A 24,056-nucleotide genomic window follows, 5' to 3' on the forward strand; every position below is an offset into this window, starting at 1 on the left:
TTATGAATTATGAATTATGAATTATGAATTATGAATTATGAATTATGAATTATGAATTATGAATTATGAATTATGAATTATGAATTATGAATTATGAATTATGAATTATGAATTATGAATTATGAATACAACTTGTGATTTATTCACAAGTTGTATTCTATTTTCTTTTTCTGGTCATTGACGTGAGAGTCTTATTTTGTCTAAACTTAAAGGGACACAAACTTGAATTTTTGGGAGGAACATCAAATGGCACGCATTTCTTGGGATCAGTATTTTATGGCACAAAGTCATTTGTTAGCTTTAAGAAGTACATGCACGAGATTAATGGTAGGGGCAACGATTGTTAGAGATAAGCGGATTATTGCAGGGGGCTATAACGGCTCTATTTCAGGTGGAGAGCACTGTACTGATGATAACTGTTACGTTGAGAACAATCATTGTATTCGAACGATACACGCAGAAATTAATGCGTTATTACAATGTGCTAAATTTGGTGTGCCGACTGCTAATGCTGAAATTTACGTGACTCATTTTCCATGTTTAAATTGCACGAAAGCAATCATCCAGGCTGGGATTAAAACTGTTTATTATGCCAAAGATTATAAAAACCATCCTTATGCGGTTGAGTTATTTAAGAGTGCAGGAGTTCATGTTGAATACGTGGAATTAGAGGAGATGATCTTGGACACAAATTCTGCTGAAAAATTAGCATTCACTGCATCGTTACTAATGAAACTTGGACAAGCAGGTTATAGTGAAGAAGAATTACTGAAATTAAAGGAAGAAGCAAATACGCTTTTTACTTCACCAAAATAGTATCTCCAAATTAAATAGACATAGGAGGTCAATTGACTTGCATGGAACTATTCATATTTTGGTCGTAGCAGCGATATGTAGTATATTATTACGGATACAGGGCTTTCATAGCATCTCTATTTGCTTTTTGTTAGCCCTTCTATATCTTTTGTATCGCAACAAAGAAAACTACGTTCTCCTTGTATGTTCATCAATAACTTTAGTCGTATTTTATGCTAACCCCATCTACTTCGAAGATCCACCTTTACAACCATCTACTCAAATTCTTGATGGACAAATTACTTCTATTCCAAGGTATAATGGTAACAAAATTTCATTTGAGATCAAGACTCCAAGAAAGCAGACTTTCCAAGTGAATTATCATGCTAAAACTTCCGAAGAACTTGATGATTTAAAGACATTAAAAATCGGTACGTATTGTTCCCTAAATGGTATATATAAGGAACTTTCAATACCTAGAAACTTTTATAGTTTTGATTATAAAGAGCACCTAGCAACAAGAAATATCTTTTTTCAATTTACACCTACAAGTTTTGAAAAAACGAATTGTATGGAACTTAGTCAAAATCCGTTTCGTTTACTGCAGAGATATCGGCAAAAAGGAATACAATACATAAAAGACAATTTTCCTGAAGCTAGTCAAGGCATTATGATAGCATTACTCTTTGGTGATCGACATGAGATGAATGATCAGGTTTTACAGGCATACCAATCGTTAGGAATTGTCCATTTATTAGCAGTGTCAGGTCTTCATGTTGGCCTAGTTAGTGGAACAATTTACTTTTTATTACTTCGGATTGGTTTCACAAAAGAGAAGACAATCGAACTATTGCTTATCTTACTCCCTATCTATGCTATTTTGGCTGGAGGAGCCCCTTCTGTTGTAAGAGCATCAGCCATGTCAATGGTCGTGATTTTATGTATTAGAGCACGTATGAAGCTTAATCCTTTAGACGGTATCAGTTTTGTTTGTTTAATTCTACTCTTAATAAATCCTTCCTACTTACTTCATCTTGGCTTTCAGCTATCATTTTTAGTCTCTTATACTTTACTTGTATCCGCGACCACTATCTTGCAACGCTATACTAGTTGGATCTTACAATTATTAGCTGTAACAATACTAGCCCAAATAGTATCGTTTCCACTGATTATATACCACTTTTATGAAATCTCATTTTGGAGCATCCCACTAAACCTCATCTATATTCCTTTTGTAACCCTTTTTACGTTACCGTTTGCTTTTGTAACTTTTGTCTGCCACATACTGTTTCCTCAGCCCATAAGTGACATCATTCTTGTAATTTATGATTTTATTATTGCTACTGCCCATAATGGGTTAGAAAAGATTATGGCTTTACCTTATTCATCCTTTCTTTTTGGCCAACCTCCTCTTTATATAGTTGCCTTATATTATGTTGCAATTGGTGGGATATTTTATAGTTGGGAAAAATTTAATTCGACAACAAGCTTACTAAAGAGTAGCAGTTTGTTCATCATTGTTCTTTTACTTCATTGGCATCTACCGTATTTAACTTCGGAGGGGGAAGTAACTATGTTGGATGTTGGACAAGGGGAAAGTATCCTCATTGAACTCCCAAGAAGAAAGGCAGTTTATCTAATAGATACAGGTGGTATTGTTCAAACAGGTTTTAAACCAGAGTTTATGAAACGAGAACGTGAATTTGATGTGGGTAGAGATGTAGTAGTCCCCTATTTAAAGGCAAAGGGAGTAAGGAAAATAGATAAATTAATTTTAAGTCACGGCCATTATGATCATATTGGTGGAGCAGAAGCATTAATTGACGTTATTTCGGTTGAAACAATCCTTTATGGTATAGGTTCTGTTGAAGGAATTTATGAAAAACAACTGTTAGAGAAATTCCGTGAGATAGGCACCAAAATTATTTTTGTTAAACAAGGGGACTACTGGAGAACAGGAAATAGTGAGTTTTTTATTCTTTCGCCATTTGGAAAAGAGCAAAGTTTAAATAACCGTTCAATTGTGTTGTATACCGAATTTGGTGGACTGAAATGGTTGTTTCCAGGGGATTTGGAAGTTGAGGGTGAGAGAAGGTTATTGGAAAATTACCCACAGCTTGATGTAGATGTATTAAAAGTAGGGCATCATGGAAGTTTCACGTCAACTACGGAAGATTTATTAGAGCAAGTCAATCCAAAGATTGCTCTCATCTCACTAGGGAAAAATAATCTTTATGGCCATCCTCATAAAGATGTGATCGAACGATTAAATGAACGAAATATCAAGGTTTTTCGAACGGATCAAAATGGTGCAATCCGGTATAAGTTTAAACAAGGAACGGGGTATTTTGAAACGATGATCAAGGAAAAAGTTCGCTAAAGGAAGAAGCCCTTAAAGATAAGACTTTAAGGGCTTCTTCCGCTAAGTAAAATTAAACAAATAAATCAATAAGTACTGCAATAGCAAATACTGTTGTGAAAAATCCGAATGATACAACGAAACCAACTGCAGAATCTACTGCATCATTACGGTTGCTTTGGACTTCCTTTTCAAATTGATTCACTGGACATCCCTCCTAATACAACTTTTAGTATAAGCGATAAATGATAAAAAATCTACATTTGAAACATTTTCTACATGTTTACATAAGAAACTTTGTTTGTAGAATAGGATGCAGAAAAAAAGGCCCTAATTATACATGGTCATATCACTTTAAATTGTTTACAACGCTGTGAAATGTTGTCACCTATAGATTGAATTTGCATAGGATATGATAACTAATACAAGAGAAAAAAGCACGTGATTATCGTCCTCAAGGGGTATCCTAGGTCCTACTTGATGATGTTTATCATAAATGGGGGGATTAACTTTTCGGTTAATTCCTCTTTTTCACTTGTACTAGCCGTGTTTGTATGTATAAAATTATTGGTAGATCGTTTAAAGAAAGGGTACCAAAAACAATGAGCTTTTTACAAGTGCAAAAAAACATAAAAAAAGGAATTTTATCGCCACTTTATTTATTCTATGGTACAGAAACGTTTTTAATTGAAGAGACAATACATAAATTAATTAATAAAGTTTTGACTGAAGACCAATACGATTTTAATTTATCTACTTACGAAGCAAAGGAAACACCTATTTCAGTTGCGATTGAAGAAGCGCAAACGATTCCTTTTATGGGCAGCCATCGGGTTGTTATTGTAAAGGAGGCTCAGTTTCTTACAGGAAAAGATCAGTCAAAAGTTGAACATGATTTAAAAGAGCTAGAAGCTTATGTTTTAAATCCGATTTCTGAAACTGTCTTTGTCATTGTTGCCCCATATGAAAAATTAGATGAACGAAAAAAAATTGTGAAATTACTGAAATCTCATTCAGAAGTACTTGATGCAGCCCCTTTTTCTGATCATGAAATGGAGAAATGGCTGGATGAAAGAGTAAAAAAATATGGAGTGCAAATAACTAAAGACGGCCGTGAGCAATTGGTTCAACTGCTTGGCAATAACCTTGTGATGATTGCTGGCGAAATTGAAAAACTGGCTCTGTATGTAGGCGATGGTGGGGTAATAGATGATGTAATTGTTGAGAAGCTTGTTTCTAAAACAATGGAACAAGATGTCTTTTCTTTAGTTGATCATGTTATTCATCGTAGAAAACAACAGGCGCTGCAAGTCTTTTATGATTTGATTAAACAAAAAGAGGAACCAATAAAACTATTAGCCTTACTAGCAAGGCAGTTCCGTATTTTATATCAAGTAAAAGAACTCACAAACCGGGGCTATTCTCAACAAAATATTGCAGGTGCACTTAAACTCCATCCATACGTGGTAAAATTGGCTACCCAACAAGCAAAACAATTTGATGAGAAAAAATTATTATCTTTTTTAGATGAAATTGCCGAAACTGATTATAAAATAAAAACTGGGAAAATTGATAAACAACTTGGATTAGAATTATTTATTATTAGAGTCTTAGGAGTTTAGAGAAACTAAAAAAGGGCTGACTGTTGTCAGGCACCTCAATAGAGGAGCTTGACAACAGTAGCCCTTTTTCCCATTTTCATATAGATTATGCAGAAAGCTCGTTTAATTTCTTCGCTAGGCGAGATTTTTGACGAGATGCCGCATTTTTATGAATTAAGCCTTTTGTTGCAGCTTTATCAAGCTTTTTGGTTGCAACCAAGAACGCTTCTTTAGCTCCTTCAACTTCGTTGCTAGCAACTTTAGCTTCGAAAGTTTTGATAGCTGTACGAAGTGCAGATTTAGCAGAAGCATTTTGTGCACGACGCTTTTCACTTGTTTTTACGCGTTTGATAGCTGATTTAATATTTGGCATTCCTTTCACCTCCTTGATGCAACCGGGTAATTGCGAATATATAAGTACAACACATTGCATTGTAACAAAACTCTAGGCTAATTGCAATAGGGGAATGTAATAGAGAATAGCTGGAAACGAACCGGGGAACAATGAAAGGTAGAATATAGTTAAAGAAGGTGGATTTTATGACAAAAGAAATTAATCTTGAACAATATAATGTCCGTACAGATTTAGCACTAGAAGCACATGAATTAGTTAGAGAAAGAGAAGATCAAAAGCCAGAGGATCAAAAGCAACCGATCAGTGGTGTAATTGTTAAGGAGAGAGATGAAGAAGGCATACATATCTCTACAGTTGAAATCACTGAAGAAGGTGCTAAAAGACTAGGTAAGAAACAAGGTAGATACCTTACCTTAGAAGTTCAAGGAATTAGAAATAAAGATACAGAATTACAAGAAAAAGTGGAAAGAGTTTTTGCGAAAGAATTTAACCACTTTTTAATTGAGTTAGGAATAAAAAAAGATGCCAGTTGTTTAGTGGTAGGTTTAGGTAACTGGAATGTTACTCCGGATGCCTTAGGACCAATTGCCATTGAAAACTTATTGATAACGAAACACATCTTTGAGCTACAGCCTGAACAGGTTTCTGATGGATTTCGTTCAGTTAGTGCGATTACACCAGGGGTAATGGGCATAACAGGTATTGAGACTAGTGATATTATCCATGGGGTAATTGAAAAAACAAAACCTGACTTCGTCATTGCGATAGATGCTCTTGCAGCTCGTAATATTGAGAGGGTAAATACAACCATTCAGGTTTCTGATTCAGGAATCCATCCAGGTTCTGGAGTTGGAAATAAGCGAAAAGAATTAAGCAAAGAAACTCTTGGCATTCCAGTTATTGCGGTAGGTATCCCAACTGTTGTTGACGCAGTTTCAATTACAAGTGATACGATCGACTATGTGTTAAAGCATTTTGGACGAGAGATGCGTGAGGGAAATAAGCCTTCTAGATTACTTACACCAGCGGGAATGACATTTGGTGAAAAAAGAGTACTTACCGATGATGATTTACCTGGGGTAGAAACCCGAAAGAATATTATGGGAATGATTGGTGGATTGGAAGAAGATGAAAAACGCCAATTAATTCGAGAGGTGCTTGCCCCATTAGGCCATAATTTAATGGTTACACCGAAGGAAGTTGATGTGTTCATTGAAGACATGGCGAACGTAATTGCCGCAGGATTAAACGCTGCCCTCCACGGAGACGTAGATCAAGATAATGTCGGGATGTACACTCACTAAGACCAATTGTCAATTAGGAATTATGAATTAGCTGTTGGTTTAGCTCCGAAGCTTATCAAAACAATTCAAATTGACAATTCACAATTAATAATTTTAAAAAAGGTTCTACCCCTCTAAGTTTTGTCATATACATGATGTAGACAGGCTTGAGGGGGGAATAGAATGTCGTCTAGAAAGTTTCGAGGTTTTACAGTTTCGTTAAATAGGACAAGTTTTAAGCGGATCGCAATCCTTGTCATTGTCGGAATTATGGCTTTGTTTATTATTACAGGAATGCTGACAGCATTTGAACCTGGTTATGGAATATCATCAACAACCGTTCATGCGTGGAGTTCTTATGTATCAAGTGATGCATTAATGTATATGATGGGTACTGAAAACCCTTATTTTACACAGGTCTTACCAGAAGGTAGTGAACCACCAAAAGTGTCGTCACTTGCTTTCGAATTAGCCACTAGCTTAAACCCTGATGACCCCAGGAGTTTGTTGGGAAGAGAGTTACCTGGGTTTGCTTTATTCGATGGAAAAATTATTGTAGCTGGTGAAGGAACCGATTTTACGAATATGCCAATCGAGTCCGCACCACCAATGGAAGTAATGATGGCTGAGCGGGAAGCTTCTCAAGAAAGCCTAGAAAAGCTGGACAAGCTGAACGAAGAGTTTCCAGCACCTGAGGTTTCGACAGACGGAAGGAAAGTTGTTCATATTATTCATTCCCATAGTCGCGAATCATTTTTACCGGAGTTGAAAGATGCAAAAGTTCCTAATCAAGCGTTCCATTCTGAGGTTAATATTACCCTAGTAGGAGAACGATTAGGTCGTGAACTTGAAAAGCGTGGCATTGGTGTCGATGTAGATACGAGCGACATTGGTACACTGCTAAGTGAACGTAATTGGGTTTATGGTCAATCCTATGATGCTTCAAGGGAAATTGTAAAAGAGGCAATGAGTAGAAATGATGATTTAGAATTTTTCTTTGATCTTCACCGTGATGGTGTTGGGAGAGATGCAACAACAGTAGTTATTAATGGTGTGGAATATGCGAGGACATTTTTCATCATAGGAGAGAACCATAAAAATTTCCAGAAAAATATACAACTTGCAACTGAACTTCATGAGATGTTAGACAAGAAGTATCCTGGGTTAAGTCGTGGGGTAATCTCAAAAGGTGGCGTCGGTTCTAACGGCCGATACAATCAGGACCTATCACCAAACTCAATCTTAGTGGAATTTGGTGGAGTTGAAAATACGTTAGAGGAAACATTTAGGTCTGCAGAAGCCTTTGCAGAAATCTTTAGTGAATTTTATTGGAATGCTCAAAAGGTAAACAATTAAGATAAGTTGGAGGTGGAAACGGTGACGAAGTTTTTGTTAAAATGCTTTTTTACAACGACAGTGTTATTTCTAGGAGTTTTAATCGGAATTCAAGTTGCTAGTAATAGTATGGTAAACATGACTGGTGATCAACATTACTCAACGAAAAATGTTGTGACCACTGAAAGAAGTATTCAAGCTCAAACCGTTTCCTTCGAGACAGAAAGCAACAACCAACTTACAAGTCATGATTTAGAAGGTAAACAAGCAAAATTAGAAAAAATAGAAACTTTTAATCTTTTTTCACAGGTGGGGGCAAAACTTTCGGATGGACTTAATATTGTCTTTTCAAAATTACTATCAAAAATTACTGTAACGATTGGCGATATCCTGACGTAAAAGAGTTGAAAAAGACTGCATTTGCAGTCTTTTTCGATTTCAAGACTATCGTTATTGTGATCTGTTATTACAGCTGTCCTCCGTTCAATACTGAAAAAGATTGAAACAACCTCCTGCTATTGTTATAATTTAACCTAGTGTATTGACGATTGATAAAAGAGAGTGATGAAATCATGAATAGAGAAGAACGATTAAAACGAAGAGATAAAATCCGTAATTTTTCAATTATTGCTCATATAGACCATGGGAAATCAACGTTGGCAGACCGCATTTTAGAAAAGACAAGTGCTTTGACCCAACGTGAGATGAAAGACCAGATGCTAGATGCAATGGACCTTGAAAGAGAACGTGGTATTACAATCAAACTAAATGCTGTTCAATTGACGTACAAAGCAAAAGATGGGGAAGAGTATACGTTTCACTTAATTGACACCCCAGGACACGTTGACTTTACGTATGAAGTTTCGAGAAGTTTAGCAGCTTGTGAAGGTGCGCTTTTAATTGTAGACGCTGCACAAGGAATTGAAGCTCAGACGTTAGCTAACGTTTACTTAGCACTTGATAATGATTTAGAGATTTTACCTGTAATTAATAAGATTGACTTACCGAGTGCTGAGCCTGAACGAGTAAAACAAGAAGTAGAGGATATCATTGGATTAGACACGTCTGATGCTGTTTTAGCTTCTGCCAAGAACGGAATTGGAATTGAAGAAATTCTTGAACAAGTCGTTCATAAAGTACCTGCACCAAGTGGGGATCCAGATGCTCCTTTACAAGCGCTAATCTTTGACTCTTTATATGATCCTTACCGCGGTGTAGTCGTTTATATCCGTATTGTTGAAGGAACAGTAAAACCAGGTCAAAAAATTCGCATGATGGCAACAGGTGCTGAATTTGAAGTAATCGAAGTAGGAGTATATACTCCAAAACCTGTAAAACGCAATGAGCTTACAGTTGGAGATGTAGGATTTTTAACGGCATCTATTAAAAATGTCGGTGATACACGAGTCGGGGATACCGTAACAAGTGTTCAAAATCCTGCAAAAGAACAATTAGCTGGATATCGCAAAATGAACCCAATGGTATTTTGTGGACTTTATCCATTAGATACGAATGATTATAACGACCTAAGAGATGCGCTTGAAAAATTAGAATTAAACGATGCTTCGCTACAATACGAACCGGAAACTTCACAAGCATTAGGGTTTGGCTTCCGTTGTGGTTTCTTAGGACTCCTTCATATGGAAATCATTCAGGAACGTATTGAAAGAGAATTTAATATTGATATCATCACAACAGCACCAAGTGTTATTTACAGAGTAACGTTGACTGATGGTGAAGAAATTCGAATTGACAATCCTTCAAAAATGCCCGATCCTCAAATCATTGAATTTGTAGAAGAGCCATATGTAAAGGCATCTATCATGGTTCCGAATGATTACGTTGGTGCAGTTATGGAAATTTGTCAAAGAAAGCGTGGCAATTATCTTGATATGCAATATCTAGATGCAAACCGTGTTACCCTTTCGTACGATATACCATTATCAGAAATTGTCTACGATTTCTTCGACCAGTTAAAATCAAGTACAAAAGGCTATGCTTCATTCGATTATGAATTAATTGGATATAAGCAATCTAAATTGGTTAAAATGGATATCCTTTTAAATGCAGAAAAAGTCGATGCTTTGTCAGTTATCGTTCACCGCGATGCTGCATACGAACGTGGGAAGGTTATTGTTGAAAAACTCAAAGAACTAATTCCGCGTCAACAGTTTGAAGTACCAGTTCAAGCGAGTATCGGTCAAAAAATTATTGCTAGATCGACGATTAAAGCAATTCGTAAAAATGTACTAGCGAAATGTTATGGTGGAGATATTTCTCGTAAGCGTAAACTTCTTGATAAGCAAAAAGAAGGTAAAAAACGTATGAAGAGTGTCGGAAGTGTTGAGGTTCCACAAGAAGCATTTATGGCAGTTCTTAAAATGGATGAAAGTAAATAATTCAATTTTAATGAAAAACCGTAGAGTGATTTCTACGGTTTTTCTACGCAAACTAAATTACAATTGTGAATTATGAATTAAGAATTAAGAATGTTTAGTCAATGCTTCGAAGCTAACCCGAAGAATTTTACATTCTACATTCTAAATTCTAAATTCTACATTCTACATTTAGAGAAAGGGTGATCCTAGTGCCGAAAGCAGTATATGTCCATATCCCTTTTTGTGAACAAATTTGCCATTACTGTGATTTCAATAAAGTGTTTTTAAAAGGTCAACCAGTCGACGAATATTTAGAAGCTTGTGAAAGGGAAATGAACGAACTAGTACGTCGTTTTCCTACTAAACAAATTGACACAATTTATATTGGTGGTGGAACACCTTCTGCTTTGTCAGCACTTCAACTTGAGAAATTATTAGGTGACCTAGTTGATGTTTTCCAACCTAAAGGTGAATTTACGATTGAATTAAATCCAGGAAATGCAGATGAAGAGAAACTATCGGTAATAAAAGATGCAGGTGTCAACCGCCTTAGTATTGGTGTACAAGCTTTTCAAAAGGACTTACTCGAGAAGATCGGAAGAACACATGAAGAGAAAGACATTTATGAGACAATTAATAATGCTAGAAAATATGGATTGGACAATATATCAATAGACCTAATGTTTGGTTTGCCACATCAGACACTTGAAATGTTTGCTGAAACATTAAGAAAAGCGCTAGAACTAGAGGTACCTCACTTTTCAGCTTATTCCCTAAAAATAGAAGAAAAGACTGTATTCCATCAATTATTTCGAAAAGGGAAGCTACAGCTCCCAAGGGAAGATGAGGAAGTAGCAATGTATGATCTTCTAATAGATACACTTACGAGTAATGGTTTTCACCAATATGAAATTAGTAACTTTGGAAAAGTAGGTTTTGAAAGTAAACATAATTTAACCTATTGGAACAACGATGAATATTATGGAATTGGTGCAGGGGCCCATGGTTATGTTTACGGCCAGCGGTATGCAAATGCTGGTCCTATTAAGAAATACATTACCTCAGTTACAGAAACAGGCTTAGGTATGTTTGATCAACATCAAGTTACTGAACAAGAAAAGATTGAAGAAGAAATGTTTTTAGGATTGAGAAAACTTGAAGGAGTTTCTATTTCTAGATTTGAAGAGCGCTTCGGAAAGTCTCCAATGGACATATTTGCTAAGGAGATTGAACACTTAAGACTCCAAGGGCTTCTTACAGTTGAAGGTGGAAGGATTTCGTTATCTAGAAATGGGCTTTTCTTAGCAAATGAAGTCTTTGAAAAATTTTTACTTTAATTGTAGCAACGCACTCAATCTCAGTTTGAAATTCAAATGAAAACTTTGATTTGAATCGTTGACAACAATCATAGATTTTTGGTAATTTATTATTGTTAGCAATTAGCACTCGACTAACTTGAGTGCTAACAGAGGTGATTAAGGAATGTTAACAGACAGACAGTTACTCATTTTAAAAGCCATTGTTGATGATTACATTCGTTCTGCAGAACCTGTTGGATCTAGAAGTGTATCCAAACGGGAAGATATCTCTTATAGCCCTGCAACGATCAGGAATGAGATGTCAGACTTAGAGGAACTAGGTTATTTAGAAAAGCCTCATAGTTCTGCAGGTAGAATACCTTCTCAGAAGGGATATCGTTATTATGTGGATCATTTGCTAGTTCCAGAAGAAATTCTGAATAAGTCGGACATTGTTGATATTAAATCATTATTTGCCCAACGGATTCAGGAAGTAGAACAGGTGATTGAACAATCTGCTCAGATCTTGTCTAATTTAACAAGCTACACTTCGATTGTCTTAGGTCCAGAAATCTTTGAAACGACGTTGAAACATTTGCAAATTATCCCACTTACTCAAGATTCAGGAGTTGCCATTATTGTCACAAGTACAGGTCATGTAGAGAAACAAACTGTTTCTATTCCTGAGGGAATGAACGTATCTGAAATTGAAATGATGGTAAATATCTTAAATGAGCGCCTTAAAGGTGCATCAATGCTTGAGTTAAGAGGGAAGATATTCTCTGAAGTTGCTGAAATGTTAAAAATGCACACCAGCAACTATACAGAGATGTTACAAATGCTAGAGCAATCGTTTAAACAAGAAAAGAATGAAAAGATCTTCTTTGGTGGGAAAACAAACATTTTTTCTCAACCAGAATTTCGAGATGTAGAAAAAGTGAGACAGCTATTAGAGATGTTTGAAGAAAAACAGTTAATACATCAATTATTTCGCTCCGAAAACTCAGGTATTACTGTAAAAATTGGTCAGGAAAACAATTTCCAAGCAATGGACCAATGTAGTGTAATTACTGCTACGTATACTGTAGACGGAAAACACTTAGGGACAATTGGGATACTTGGACCAACACGTATGGAATACAAACGGGCAATAGGAGTTTTAGACTATCTGTCTAAAGGGATGACAAATACTTTAACAAATTTGTATCAAAGAAATAAGTAATGGCAATATTGACAAAGAGTGCAAATAGGTATATTCTTCCATAGGTTTGCTAATTTCTCTCGATCGTCTAGTAACTAGTCGATCGAGGCGATTTTTCATAGAGTAGTTATTTTGTTAGGGAGGTGAAGTAGTTGGATCAAGCAAAACAACAACTAAATGATGAACAAATAGAAGTTCAAGAAGATGTAGCAGTTGAAACAGTTACTGATCAATCAAATGAAGTGGAAACTGAGCAAGTATTGCTATCTGAAGAGGAACAAAAAATTCAAGCACTTCAAGGTGAAGTTGAAGAGTTAAATAACCGGCTACTACGTGTACAGGCTGATTATGATAATTTTCGTCGTAGAACTCGCCAAGAAATGGAAGCTGCTGCTAAATATCGTGCACAGGGACTTATCGAGGCATTAATTCCTGCGATTGATAACTTTGATCGTGCTTTAGGTGTAAAAGTTGAAAGTGACGATGCACGTAGTTTACTTCAAGGGATGGAAATGGTACATCGTCAATTAACAGATGCACTTCAAAATGAAGGGCTAGAGGTTATTGAGTCAGTAGGACAAAATTTTGACCCTCACTATCATCAAGCAGTCATGCAAGTTGAAAGTGAAGATCATGAGCCTAATCAGGTAGTTGAAGAGCTTCAAAAAGGCTATAAATTAAAGGATCGTGTCATTCGACCTGCAATGGTAAAAGTTAGTCAATAATATTCGTTACATATATAAATTTAGGAGGTATTATTCAATGAGCAAAGTTATTGGGATTGATTTAGGTACAACAAACTCATGTGTGGCTGTAATGGAAGGCGGAGAAGCAGTTGTTATCCCGAATCCTGAGGGAAATAGAACAACACCATCTGTGGTTGCATTTAAAAATGGTGAACGTTTAGTAGGTGAAGTTGCTAAGCGCCAAGCAATTACGAACCCTAATACAATTATGTCAATTAAGCGTTACATGGGAACGGACCACAAAGTAGAGGTAGAAGGTAAGCAATATACTCCACAAGAAATTTCTGCTATTATTCTTCAAAAATTAAAAGAAGATGCTGAAGCTTACTTAGGTGAAAAAGTAACAAAAGCTGTTATTACAGTTCCTGCTTACTTTAACGACTCTCAAAGACAAGCAACAAAAGATGCAGGGAAAATTGCTGGACTTGAAGTTGAGCGTATTGTTAATGAGCCAACTGCAGCAGCTTTAGCTTACGGATTAGAAAAACAAGAAGATCAAACAATCCTTGTTTATGACTTAGGAGGCGGTACGTTTGACGTATCAATCCTTGAATTAGGAGAAGGCTTCTTTGAAGTTAAAGCAACATCTGGAGATAACAAACTTGGTGGAGATGACTTTGACCAAGTAATTATTGATCATTTAGTATCAGAATTTAAGAAAGAAAACTCAATTGACCTTGCACAAGATAAAATGGCATTACAACGTTTAAAAGATGCTGCTGAAAAAGCGAAAAAAGACCTCTCTGGTGTAACGTCAACACAAATTTCATTACCGTTTATTACGGCTGATGCATCTGGCCCTAAGCATTTGGAGTTAACATTAACTCGTGCGAAATTTGAAGAGCTTTCAAGTAACCTTGTTGAACGCACAATGGGCCCTACTCGTCAGGCGCTTCAGGATGCTGGTATGACACCAAGTGATATTACCAAAGTTGTTCTTGTAGGTGGTTCTACTCGTATTCCGGCGGTTCAAGACGCAATTAAGAAGTTAACAGGAAAAGATCCACATAAAGGGGTAAACCCAGATGAGGTTGTAGCATTAGGTGCTGCAGTTCAAGCAGGGGTATTAACTGGCGATGTTAAGGATGTAGTATTACTAGACGTAACACCGCTATCACTTGGTATTGAGACAATGGGTGCCGTGTTCACGAAGTTAATTGATCGTAATACAACGATACCAACTAGTAAATCACAAGTGTTCTCAACAGCTAGTGATAACCAACCATCAGTAGATATTCATGTTCTTCAAGGGGAACGTCAAATGGCTTCTGATAATAAGACATTAGGTAGATTCCAATTATCAGATATTCCGCCTGCACCACGTGGTATTCCACAAATCGAAGTTACATTTGATATTGATGCAAACGGAATTGTAAATGTTAAAGCAAAAGATTTAGGTACAAATAAAGAGCAATCTATTACAATTACATCTTCTTCAGGCTTAACAGATGATGAAATTGAAAAAATGGTGAAAGATGCAGAAGCAAATGCTGAAGCAGATAAAAAACGTCGTGAAGAAGTAGATCTTCGTAATGAAGCAGACCATTTAGTGTTTACAACTGAGAAAACATTAAAAGACCTTGAAGGTAAAGTTGATGAGGCTGAGGTAGCTAAAGCTAATGAAGCTAAAGAGAAAGTGAAAACTGCATTAGCGGGTACTGATATTGAAGCAATTAAAACAGCTAAAGATGAGCTACAAGAACTAGTGCAAGCTCTATCTATTAAGCTTTATGAGCAAGCAGCTCAAGCTGCACAAGGTGCTGAGGGTGCACAAGGTACAGAAACAAAAGCTGACGACAATGTGGTTGACGCTGAGTACGAAGAAGTAAAAGAAGATAAGAAGTAATCTTACTGGAAAAAGTCAAAGTCACGATATTAGGCTTTGACTTTTTCCTCATTAAGCATCATTACAATAATAACTAGAAGATACCAATCCCCTATGCTTCACATTTTTCAGGGATAGTGTTAAGATATTCGTTATGTAATAAATTCGGGAGTGGGTTCAATGAGTAAACGTGATTATTATGAAGTGTTAGGTGTAGATAAAAACGCTGATGCAGATGAAATAAAAAAAGCGTACCGAAAATTAGCCCGTAAGTATCATCCAGATGTCAACAAAGAGGCTGATGCTGAGGCTAAGTTTAAAGAAATGAAAGAAGCATATGATACGCTAGCAGACCCTCAAAAGAAGGCTCACTATGATCAATTTGGCCATACTGATCCTAACCAAGGCTTTGGTGGCGGCGGTGATTTTGGTGGTTTCGGTGATATTTTTGATATGTTCTTTGGTGGCGGTAGTTCTAGGAGAAATCCTAATGCGCCAAGACAGGGAGCAGACTTACAATACACAATGACGCTCGAGTTTAAAGAAGCTGTTTTTGGGAAAGAAACAGATATAGAGATACCAAGAGAAGAAACATGTGATACTTGTTTTGGAAGTGGTGCAAAACCTGGTACGAAACCAGAAACTTGTTCTCACTGTAGTGGTACGGGCCAATTAAGTGTGGAGCAAAACACACCATTTGGTCGAGTGGTAAATCGTCGCGTGTGTCACCACTGTGAAGGAACAGGAAAGTTTATTAAAGATAAGTGTAATACTTGTGGTGGTAAAGGAAAAGTTCGCAAACGTAAAAAAATTCATGTGAAAATACCTGCAGGAATAGATAGCGGGCAACAAATTCGCTTATCAGGTCAGGGTGAAGCAGGAGTAAACGGTGGACCACCGGGAGATTTATATGTTGTATTTAATGTTAAGCCACATGAATTTTTTGAACGTGATGGTGACGATTTGTACTGTGAAATGCCAATTACCTTTGTTCAAGCAACACTAGGTGATGAAATAGAGGTCCCAACACTACAAGGAAAAATAAAATTAAAAATTCCTGCCGGAACACAAACTGGAACAAACTTTAGGCTTAGAGGAAAAGGGGTTCCAAACGTTCGTGGTTATGGGCAAGGCGATCAACATATTAAGGTTCGTGTGATTACACCAAAGAACCTTACTGACAGACAAAAAGACTTGTTAAGGGAATTTGGAGAATTAACGGGAACTCAAGCACAGGATGAACAAAACGATAACTTTTTTTCAAAAGTAAAACGTGCCTTTAAAAGTTTCAACGATTAAATAAACCAGAAAGATGGAGTTGGTAGGTAATGAAATGGTCAGAACTAAGTATTCATACAACACAAGAAGCGGTTGAGCCTATTTGTAATCTATTACACGAGGCAGGAGCTAGCGGGGTCGTTATTGAAGACCCCGCGGACCTTGTGAAAGAGCGGGAAGATCATTTTGGTGAAATCTATCAACTCTCTCCTACGGATTATCCTGAGGAAGGCGTTATTATCAAGGTCTATCTTCAGGTTAACAGCTTTCTAGGTGAAACTGTTGATGGTATCAAGGATGCCATCAACGGTTTGTTAACATATGGTATTGATATCGGTCATAATACCGTAAAGATTAGTGAAGTGAACGAAGAAGAATGGGCAACAGCTTGGAAAAAATATTACAAGCCTGTAAAAATCTCTAAATATATAACGATTACTCCGACTTGGGAGGAATATGTACCTGAGAATAACGATGAATGTATTATTGAATTAGATCCTGGAATGGCTTTTGGTACTGGTACACATCCAACGACAGTTCTATGTATACAAGCCATTGAGAAGAAGATACAAGCATCTGATCATGTTATTGATGTAGGTACAGGAACTGGTGTGTTAAGTATCGCAGCTGCAAAACTAGGTGCAGAAAAAGTGTTAGCTCTTGATTTAGATGAAGTTGCCGTACAAAGTGCAACGATCAATGTTAAGCTCAATAAAGTACAAGAGATTGTTTCTGTTAAGCAAAATAATTTACTCGAGCAAGTTACTGGTGAAGTAGATCTAATTGTTGCTAATATCCTAGCTGAAGTGATTGTTCGTTTCGTTGACGATGCTCGTGCAAGGCTAAAAAACGGTGGTACGTTTATTACGTCTGGAATTATCCGGGGTAAGAAGGAGGAAGTACAGACGGCTTTGTTGGACAATGGCTTTGTCATTGAGGAAACGCTAGAAATGGAAGATTGGGTAGCATTTATTGCAAAAAATAATAAATAATTCCCTAGATAATATACTGATGGTGGTGTAATTTGTGCAAAGGTACTTTGTTACTAACAATCGATTAACTGAAACAACTTTTTCTATTACTGGAGAAGATGTTAAGCATGTCAGTAAAGTCATGCGAATGTCTTCAGGTGATCAACTTATTTGTATAAATGAAGATGGTCTAGTCACGCAATGTGAAATTGAAACAATAACCAGTGATGAGGTTAATGGTAAGGTTGTTAAGGTATTGGAAGAAAATACAGAGCTTCCGGTAAAAGTTACCGTTGCACAGGGACTTCCAAAAGGTGATAAACTAGAGTTAATTGTCCAAAAAGGAACTGAGCTAGGAGCGTATTCATTTCTTCCTTTTCAGGCATCCCGATCAATTGTTAAATGGGATGAGAAAAAAGGAGAAAAGAAGATTGAAAGGCTTGGAAAGATTGCAAAAGAGGCTGCTGAGCAATCATACCGTCGTCTAGTCCCGAAAATTCACAATCATATGTCCTTTCAGCAATTAATCAAAGAAAGCGTTCATTACGATATAAAAATAGTTGCTTTTGAAGAACAAGCTAAGTTAGGTGAGGTAAAGAATTTAGCTAAGGCTTTTCAGCAAGCGCAATTAGGTAATTCTATTTTTGTAGTTATCGGCCCAGAAGGTGGCTTAACAAATGAAGAGGTAACATTTTTAGAACAAGCAGGTTTTATTTCTTGTTCTTTTGGACCTAGAATTTTAAGAACTGAAACTGCCCCGCTATATTTTTTAGGGGCAATATCCTACCATTTTGAAATGTTGAGGTGATGAGTAATGGCGTCAGTTGCCTTCCATACATTAGGTTGTAAAGTAAACCATTATGAAACTGAAGCAATTTGGCAATTATTCCAACAAAACGGCTATGAAAAGAAAGATTTTGAGTCAATAGCCGATGTTTATGTAATTAATACATGTACAGTTACAAATACTGGTGATAAAAAAAGTAGACAAATTATCCGCAGAGCTGTTCGCAAAAATCCTGATGCTGTCATTTGTGTTACAGGATGCTATGCTCAAACGTCACCTGCAGAAATTATGGATATTCCCGGTGTTGATATTGTTGTTGGAACACAAGATCGTACACGCATGTTAGAGTATATTGACCAATTTAATCGAGACCGTAGTCCGATTAACGCGGTAGGCAATATTATGAAGGCTCGTGTTTATGAAGAGTTAGATGTACCAGCTTTTACAGATAGAACTCGTGCTTCTCTAAAGATCCAAGAAGGATGTAATAACTTCTGTACGTTTTGTATCATCCCATGGGCTAGGGGTTTAATGCGTTCTCGCGACCCTAAAGATGTGATTAAACAAGCTCATCAGCTTGTTGGTGCAGGCTATAAAGAGATTGTTCTTACAGGTATTCACACTGGTGGCTACGGTGAGGACATGAAAGATTATAGTTTAGCTAAATTACTAGTTGAATTGGAAGAAGTTCCAGGATTGAAGCGAATTCGAATTTCCTCAATTGAGGCTAGCCAAATAACAGATGAGGTTATTGAGGTGGTTAACAATTCAAACAAAATTGTTCGTCACCTGCATATTCCATTACAATCAGGCTCTGATACTGTTCTAAAAAGAATGCGTCGTAAGTATACGATGGAGTTCTTTGCTGAGCGTTTAGATAGATTAAAAGAAGCATTGCCTGGTCTTGCGGTAACGAGTGATGTAATTGTAGGGTTCCCTGGTGAAACAGAAGAAGAATTCCAAGAAACTTTTGATTTTATCGCTAGCCATAAGTTTTCGGAATTACACGTGTTCCCTTATTCGAAGCGTACAGGAACACCAGCAGCTCGAATGGAAGATCAAGTAGATGAAGACGTTAAGAATGAACGCGTTCATAAGCTAATAGAACTTTCAACCCAACTTGCAAAAGAGTATGCTTCTCAGTTTGAGGGAGAAGTGTTAGAGGTTATTCCAGAAGACCGTGATGATCAAGAAGCTGGTTATTATATTGGCTATACCGATAATTATCTAAAGGTTAAATTTTTCAGTAACGAAGATATGATTGGAAAGTTAGTTCGAGTGAAAATTGCTAAAGCAGGCTACCCTGTTAACGTTGGTGAATTCGTTCGAGTAATGGAAGATGAAATGCATGAAATCGCAGTTAATAGTTAATTCTAACTCCTAGCAAGCTATCTTGTTAGGAGTTTTTATATATTATTAGAAAAAATTCGATAGAAATTTTCAATTTTCAGTGGTATTCTAATAGAGGTACGTACAACTAAAAAGTGAGTTCTGAAAGGGGTTTTTTTCGTGAGTGAAGAATTAGCTCGAATGATCGACCATACATTATTAAAAGCTAATGCTACGGAGCAAGAAGTCGTCGTGTTAGCAAATGAAGCCAAAGAATATAATTTTGCATCGGTTTGTGTAAATCCAACATGGGTACATAAGGCAGCTGAAATTTTACAAGGAACTGAAGTAAAGGTTTGTACGGTAATTGGTTTTCCGTTAGGAGCAACAACTCCCGAAGTGAAAGCATTTGAGACAAAAAATGCCATTGAGAATGGTGCCACTGAAGTAGATATGGTCATTAACATCGGCGCTTTAAAAGATAAGGAAAATGAGCTAGTTGAACGCGATATAAAGGCAGTAGTAGAAGCTGCGAAAGGAAAAGCTTTAACAAAAGTGATCATAGAGACATCACTGCTAACAGATGAAGAAAAAGTTCGTGCTTGTGAAATTGCAGTTAAAGCAGGGACAGATTTTGTTAAAACTTCAACTGGATTTTCTACTGGTGGGGCGACAGTAGAAGATATTACGTTAATGAGAAAAACAGTTGGTCCTAATATTGGTGTGAAAGCTTCTGGCGGAGTAAGGGACCGTGAGACAGCACTAGCAATGGTAGAAGCAGGTGCGACTCGTATTGGTGCGAGCGCAGGTATTGCCATCGTTAAAGGTGAACAATCAAACGCAACGTATTAAAAAAAGTGAGCCTAGGCTCACTTTTTTTAATTTAGAATTAAGAATTTAGAATTAATCTACATTTTACATTCTACATTCTCACTTTAACATCATCATGTAGGGTAGTAATGAATTTAGTAAATAAAGCTACAAACGGCAAAACGGCTAATGACGATATAATATTAAAGATCGTACCAGCATGAGCTAATTGTAGATTAGGAATTGTTGTCAGACTTGATGAAAGTGCCCCTAACCAACCAATAAATGGGAAGAATACTAAAACACCGATGATGTTTAGCCATATATGAGCAAAACCAACTAATTTTGCGGGTCTCGATGCACCAACACCGGCTAGAAAGGCAGTTAGGCATGTTCCGATATTTGCGCCTAATACAATGCCTATACCAGCTTGTAAGGCTAGAATATTATCATTCATAAAACCCATAGCTATCGCCGTTGTTGCTGTACTTGATTGAATTAGTGCAGATAGTACCGCACCAACGCCAACTGCGAGTAGGTTATTTTCATTCGTTAATTGCAAGAAGTTATAAGCTGCTGGAATAGAAGCTATTGGGTAAGCTAGCGTTTCTAACCCCTGCATTGCTACAAAAATACAACCAAGACCAAAGGAAATGCAGCCAAGGCAATAGGTGATATGTTTCCTCATATTTAATAAAATTACACCTATAATTAACAAAGGGATAATTGCAGAAGTAATGTTAAAAGCAATTAGTTCAGTTGTGAAGCAAGTACCTATATTTGTACCTAGGATAATGCCGATTGACTGTTTAAATGTTAGATAGCCAGCAGCTACAAGACCAACTGTCATGACCATTACAGCAGAGCTGCTTTGTAAAATAGCAGTGACCACAGTTCCAACTAGTAGACCTTTTAGTGGAGAACTGGTCATTTTCATTAAGGTCATTTTTAAACGGTCTTGCGATAAATTTACTAGACCTGTTCGCATAACAGTCATTCCGAATAAAAATATTGTGATATATACTGCAAATAAAGAAAATAACTCGCCCATGATTTTCACCTCTATTACATGTCTATGGACGAGTAAGTACGAGCATGACTAATTTTATTGAAACAATTTTTTAGAGGTATACTTATTCTTTTAAATAAATGGAAAATAATAAAAAAGTTGACCTGAAAAAGTCAATATATTATAATCTTTAAAGACATGTTTTTTTACTATCGTTAAATAGCGATGAGTATTGTGGTAATTACCATCTAGTATTAGTATTGTTATGGAAAACATGTTTCATTGGTTGTTTCGGAGGGAGGGAAATTATAGATGGCAGAGACTCGTGTTCGCAAAAATGAATCGATTGACGCTGCTCTTCGTCGCTTCAAAAAGTCAATCTCTAGAGAAGGTACTTTGGCTGAAGTGAAAAAGCGTAAGCACTATGAAAAGCCTAGTGTAAAACGTAAGAAAAAGTCAGAGGCAGCAAGGAAGCGTAAGTTCTAATAAGAGAGGGTGTTGGATTTGAATCTTCTTGATCGTTTAACTGTTGATATGAAGGAAGCGATGAAGAATAAGGAAAAGCAAAGGCTCTCTGTTATTCGTATGGTTAAATCAGCTTTACAAAATGAAGCGATTAAACTTCAGAAAGAACTTACAGAAGACGAAGCACTCACTGTTCTTAATCGCGAGCTTAAACAACGCAAAGATTCCCTCCATGAGTTTGAAAAAGCTAATCGTGAAGATTTAGCTGAAAAAGTACGTGAAGAGGTCGTTATTCTAACTGACTACATGCCGAAGCAATTGTCTGAAGATGAGGTAGCAACGATTGTTCAAGAAACAATTGAAGAAGTTGGTGCAGCTTCAAAAGCAGATATGGGTAAGGTTATGAGTGCAATTATGCCTAAAGTTAAAGGTAAAACTGATGGTTCAGTTGTAAATCGACTCGTACAACAATTTTTATCATAATAAAACAACGTCCTGTATTTATACAGGGCGTTTTTTATAATGTAAATATCTTTTTTACATCAATGAACTTCATAATTCATAAGTATCGCCATTACGATACTAAATGTAGTTGAGCTAAAACATTCGCAATTACATTTAGTATGATATGGCTACATTAGGTAATTATGAAATTCACTCACATAAGTGCTATTATTTTTAAAAATGTGGGAACTTTCCTATACTATAATCGTATATAGATTATCAGTAATTAGACTTAGGTATCTATTATCAAAAAAATGATAAATTAATTAAAGAGGAAGGAGGATATGGATGACTAGATATAAATTAGTAAAACGTTTGTTTTTTCTTTCACTAATCCTTTGCTCTATGGTTGTTTGGTTTCTACAACCTCCGGCACATAGTCAAACGAATCGTGATACAGTTTTCTTTATCCCTGTGGAACAAAGTGTAGAACGGGGTCTTGAGGCATTTTTAAGGCGTGGGTTATCAACTGCTGTAGAAGAAGGAGCAACTCACATAGTGCTTGAAATAGACACACCTGGAGGCCTAGTGGATGCGGCTACTGAGATTGCATTTTTAATAAGACATACTGAAGTCCCAATTACCGCTTACGTAACTGGGAAGGCTTGGTCTGCTGGTGCTTATATCGCATTAAATGCAGATCAGATTGTGATGGCTCCAGGGACAAGTATGGGTTCTGCTGCTGTTATTGATGGAGCTGGTAACGCAGCTGAGGATAAGATGCAGTCTGCGTGGTTAGCTACAATGGAAGAAGCTGCACAATTGAACGGAAGAGATCCTATTTTTGCAAGAGCGATGGCAGATAAAAATGTTAATCTTCCAGAGTATCGTGCCGGCGAAGGTGAACTTTTAACACTAACAACAGCTGAGGCCGTTAAAGTAGGCTATGCTGAAGCGGTTGTAAGTGATCGTGACGAGCTATTGCTTTTTTTAGGAGTAGAGGATGCTGTTGTTCGCGATTTAGAAGTTAGTTTTGCAGAAAAAATTGCAAGATTTGTTACCAATCCTGTCATAATTCCAATATTACTTTCAATTGGTAGTTTGGGGTTGGTACTAGAACTATATTCACCAGGGTTTGGTATCCCAGGGATTATGGGACTTTCAGCGCTATTTCTGTTCTTCTTTGGTCATTTAGTGGCCGGTTTTGCTGGTTTTGAGACAATTATCTTATTTGGGGCAGGTATCATCCTAATAATTATTGAGATATTTTTCCCTGGCTTCGGCATATTTGGAATATTAGGTATTGTATCAATTATTGGCAGCATGGTATTGGCATCGTATTCAACAGTAAACATATTACTTTCAATAGTTATAGCTCTAGTAGTCACAGTCATTGTTTCAATCTTTTTCTTTAAGTATTTCGGATATCGTGGGCCTTTAAAGAAGTTGATTTTGAACTATGCAACAACATCCGAGCAGGGGTATGTCTCGAATACAACAAGGGCAGAGCTTGTTGGAAAAGTAGGCTATGCTTCTACAGTTTTACGTCCCTCTGGAACGGCAATATTTGATGATGAAAGACTAGACGTAGTTTCTGAGGGCGGCTTTATTTCACAAGGAAAGAAAGTAAAGATAGTCTCAACACAAGGATCTAGAATTGTTGTTCGAGAGTTTCAAGAAACGTAAGCGATGAGTTTTCTTGTAAATCGTAATGGATAACATTTGCAATTAAACATGTTTTATGGGTATCTTAAGGGAGACATGTTTTATGTTTTATAAAAAGGAGG

The 24,056-nt window shown here is 36.7% G+C and carries 22 protein-coding genes; 19 read left to right on the forward strand and 3 right to left on the reverse strand.

All coding sequences use genetic code 11. The features are described 5' to 3' along the window. Window positions 1-246: 246 nt before the first annotated feature. Both DS745_RS14110 and DS745_RS14115 read left to right on the forward strand, forming a co-directional pair. Window positions 247-816 carry a ComE operon protein 2 gene (locus DS745_RS14110; RefSeq protein WP_129078890.1) on the forward strand — a complete coding sequence of 190 codons (570 nt, stop codon included), beginning with the start codon at window positions 247-249 and terminating at the stop codon, window positions 814-816. Between the two features lie 37 nt (window positions 817-853). Continuing rightward, window positions 854-3,175, forward strand: a complete 2,322-nt coding sequence (locus DS745_RS14115) for a DNA internalization-related competence protein ComEC/Rec2 (protein WP_161568271.1) — start codon at window positions 854-856, stop codon at window positions 3,173-3,175. 52 nt (window positions 3,176-3,227) lie between these two features. On the opposite strand, the gene DS745_RS14120 is transcribed toward DS745_RS14115, so the two are convergent. Further along, window positions 3,228-3,359, reverse strand: coding sequence for a YqzM family protein (locus DS745_RS14120; RefSeq protein WP_129078892.1), 132 nt, complete (start codon window positions 3,357-3,359; stop codon window positions 3,228-3,230). A 412-nt stretch (window positions 3,360-3,771) separates the two neighbouring features. Between DS745_RS14120 and holA the strand changes: the two genes are divergently transcribed. Further along, window positions 3,772-4,776 (forward strand): DNA polymerase III subunit delta, encoded by a 1,005-nt coding sequence (holA, locus tag DS745_RS14125; protein WP_241657830.1) that lies wholly within the window; start codon window positions 3,772-3,774, stop codon window positions 4,774-4,776. Between the two features lie 85 nt (window positions 4,777-4,861). Here the strand turns inward: holA and rpsT are convergent, their stop codons facing one another. Then, entirely contained in the window at window positions 4,862-5,128 is a 267-nt protein-coding gene (rpsT, locus tag DS745_RS14130) for a 30S ribosomal protein S20 (RefSeq protein ID WP_129078894.1), read from the reverse strand. Between the two features lie 167 nt (window positions 5,129-5,295). On the opposite strand from rpsT, the gene gpr reads away from it, so the two are divergent. The 13 genes from gpr (at window position 5,296) to deoC (ending at window position 20,393) form a co-directional block, all read left to right on the forward strand. Beyond that, on the forward strand, window positions 5,296-6,414 hold the full coding sequence (gpr, locus tag DS745_RS14135) for a GPR endopeptidase (protein ID WP_129078895.1): 1,119 nt from the start codon (window positions 5,296-5,298) through the stop codon (window positions 6,412-6,414). A 162-nt stretch (window positions 6,415-6,576) separates the two neighbouring features. Next, window positions 6,577-7,749 (forward strand): stage II sporulation protein P, encoded by a 1,173-nt coding sequence (spoIIP, locus tag DS745_RS14140; RefSeq protein ID WP_129078896.1) that lies wholly within the window; start codon window positions 6,577-6,579, stop codon window positions 7,747-7,749. 21 nt (window positions 7,750-7,770) lie between these two features. Continuing rightward, window positions 7,771-8,127: a DUF3679 domain-containing protein gene (locus DS745_RS14145; RefSeq protein ID WP_129078897.1), complete on the forward strand. Its 357-nt coding sequence runs from the start codon at window positions 7,771-7,773 to the stop codon at window positions 8,125-8,127. Between the two features lie 173 nt (window positions 8,128-8,300). Further along, on the forward strand, window positions 8,301-10,127 hold the full coding sequence (gene lepA, locus DS745_RS14150; protein WP_421721824.1) for a translation elongation factor 4: 1,827 nt from the start codon (window positions 8,301-8,303) through the stop codon (window positions 10,125-10,127). 188 nt (window positions 10,128-10,315) lie between these two features. Further along, window positions 10,316-11,443 (forward strand): radical SAM family heme chaperone HemW, encoded by a 1,128-nt coding sequence (hemW, locus tag DS745_RS14155; protein ID WP_129078898.1) that lies wholly within the window; start codon window positions 10,316-10,318, stop codon window positions 11,441-11,443. A gap of 145 nt (window positions 11,444-11,588) precedes the next feature. Continuing rightward, on the forward strand, window positions 11,589-12,626 hold the full coding sequence (gene hrcA / locus DS745_RS14160; RefSeq protein WP_129078899.1) for a heat-inducible transcriptional repressor HrcA: 1,038 nt from the start codon (window positions 11,589-11,591) through the stop codon (window positions 12,624-12,626). Between the two features lie 131 nt (window positions 12,627-12,757). Continuing rightward, window positions 12,758-13,330: a nucleotide exchange factor GrpE gene (grpE, locus tag DS745_RS14165; RefSeq protein ID WP_129078900.1), complete on the forward strand. Its 573-nt coding sequence runs from the start codon at window positions 12,758-12,760 to the stop codon at window positions 13,328-13,330. A 37-nt stretch (window positions 13,331-13,367) separates the two neighbouring features. Further along, the gene (dnaK, locus tag DS745_RS14170; RefSeq protein ID WP_129078901.1) at window positions 13,368-15,197 is read left to right on the forward strand and encodes a molecular chaperone DnaK; all 1,830 of its coding nucleotides are present in this window, start codon (window positions 13,368-13,370) and stop codon (window positions 15,195-15,197) included. Window positions 15,198-15,356: 159 nt separating this feature from the next. Beyond that, on the forward strand, window positions 15,357-16,475 hold the full coding sequence (gene dnaJ, locus DS745_RS14175; protein WP_129078902.1) for a molecular chaperone DnaJ: 1,119 nt from the start codon (window positions 15,357-15,359) through the stop codon (window positions 16,473-16,475). A gap of 29 nt (window positions 16,476-16,504) precedes the next feature. Continuing rightward, entirely contained in the window at window positions 16,505-17,446 is a 942-nt protein-coding gene (gene prmA / locus DS745_RS14180; protein WP_129078903.1) for a 50S ribosomal protein L11 methyltransferase, read from the forward strand. Between the two features lie 34 nt (window positions 17,447-17,480). Next, the gene (locus DS745_RS14185) at window positions 17,481-18,233 is read left to right on the forward strand and encodes a 16S rRNA (uracil(1498)-N(3))-methyltransferase (protein ID WP_129078904.1); all 753 of its coding nucleotides are present in this window, start codon (window positions 17,481-17,483) and stop codon (window positions 18,231-18,233) included. Between the two features lie 6 nt (window positions 18,234-18,239). Continuing rightward, a complete protein-coding gene (mtaB, locus tag DS745_RS14190; RefSeq protein ID WP_129078905.1) occupies window positions 18,240-19,583 on the forward strand; it encodes a tRNA (N(6)-L-threonylcarbamoyladenosine(37)-C(2))-methylthiotransferase MtaB in 1,344 nt (447 codons plus the stop codon). A 159-nt stretch (window positions 19,584-19,742) separates the two neighbouring features. Beyond that, a complete protein-coding gene (gene deoC, locus DS745_RS14195; RefSeq protein WP_421721826.1) occupies window positions 19,743-20,393 on the forward strand; it encodes a deoxyribose-phosphate aldolase in 651 nt (216 codons plus the stop codon). A 70-nt stretch (window positions 20,394-20,463) separates the two neighbouring features. On the opposite strand, the gene DS745_RS14200 is transcribed toward deoC, so the two are convergent. Beyond that, a complete protein-coding gene (locus DS745_RS14200; protein ID WP_129078907.1) occupies window positions 20,464-21,402 on the reverse strand; it encodes a Na/Pi symporter in 939 nt (312 codons plus the stop codon). Between the two features lie 270 nt (window positions 21,403-21,672). Between DS745_RS14200 and rpsU the strand changes: the two genes are divergently transcribed. From rpsU to DS745_RS14215, 3 genes are all read left to right on the forward strand, one after another. Further along, the gene (rpsU, locus tag DS745_RS14205; protein ID WP_071317389.1) at window positions 21,673-21,846 is read left to right on the forward strand and encodes a 30S ribosomal protein S21; all 174 of its coding nucleotides are present in this window, start codon (window positions 21,673-21,675) and stop codon (window positions 21,844-21,846) included. Window positions 21,847-21,864: 18 nt separating this feature from the next. Beyond that, on the forward strand, window positions 21,865-22,308 hold the full coding sequence (locus tag DS745_RS14210; protein ID WP_129078908.1) for a GatB/YqeY domain-containing protein: 444 nt from the start codon (window positions 21,865-21,867) through the stop codon (window positions 22,306-22,308). A 309-nt stretch (window positions 22,309-22,617) separates the two neighbouring features. Continuing rightward, on the forward strand, window positions 22,618-23,955 hold the full coding sequence (locus DS745_RS14215; RefSeq protein WP_129078909.1) for an NfeD family protein: 1,338 nt from the start codon (window positions 22,618-22,620) through the stop codon (window positions 23,953-23,955). The last annotated feature ends 101 nt before the right edge of the window (window positions 23,956-24,056 follow it).

Source organism: Anaerobacillus alkaliphilus (genome assembly GCF_004116265.1).
Lineage (GTDB): Bacteria > Bacillota > Bacilli > Bacillales > Anaerobacillaceae > Anaerobacillus > Anaerobacillus alkaliphilus.